The organism is Arthrobacter sp. H14 (genome assembly GCF_000520495.1).
GTDB lineage: Bacteria > Actinomycetota > Actinomycetes > Actinomycetales > Micrococcaceae > Arthrobacter_C.
On record NZ_AZRX01000530.1, the window covers coordinates 1 to 628 of the forward strand.

The window sequence follows — 628 nt, forward strand, 5'->3', positions numbered from 1 at the left end:
TGCTGGTGCTCGTGGGGGTGATCGTGCTGATAGTCGTGCTGGTGAAGGCTGTCTCCGGCAGGTCCCCGAACACGGCCGGCCCCGACAATAGCCGCGGCCCGGGCACCGGTGGCGGCCGGGCACGGGAAATCCTCGAAGAACGCTACGCCCGCGGAGAGCTGAGCACCGAAGAGTACCGGGAGCGGTTGCGGATTCTGGAGGAGGACGGCCGGTGAGCCCGTTGACACGCCGTCAGCTGCTGGCCCTTGGTGCGGCCGGGGCCGGTGCCACGGCGGTCGGCGGGGCAGGATTGTGGTGGACCACCGGTGCTGGCCGTGGATACACCGCAGGCGGGGAGCTGATTGAACCCCGGGTGCTCTCCAGCCGCGACGGCGTGCTGGAACTGGACCTTGAGACCGCGTCGACCCGGATCCAGGTCGGCGGGCGTGAGGCCTCCGTGCAGACTTTCAACGGGTCCCTGCCAGGCCCGACGCTGCGCGTGGCGCCCGGGGACACGATCCGGGTAGCGATGACCAACCGGCTTCAGGCGCCGACGAACCTGCACGTGCACGGGCTGCACGTCTCTCCCGAGGGCAACGGCGACAACCCGTTCCTGAGCATCGCCCCGGGAGAGTCCTTCGACTACGAG

Annotated in this window: 2 protein-coding genes; both read left to right on the forward strand. The window is 69.7% G+C overall.

Annotated features, from left to right (window positions below):
* Window positions 1–2 precede the first annotated feature (2 nt).
* On the forward strand, window positions 3–215 hold the full coding sequence (locus Y707_RS31175) for an SHOCT domain-containing protein (RefSeq protein WP_051441570.1): 213 nt from the start codon (window positions 3–5) through the stop codon (window positions 213–215).
* Window positions 212–628 (forward strand): multicopper oxidase domain-containing protein (locus Y707_RS0102280; RefSeq protein WP_026533882.1); only part of this gene is annotated, 417 nt, incomplete at its 3' end. The genes Y707_RS31175 and Y707_RS0102280, both read left to right, overlap by 4 nt.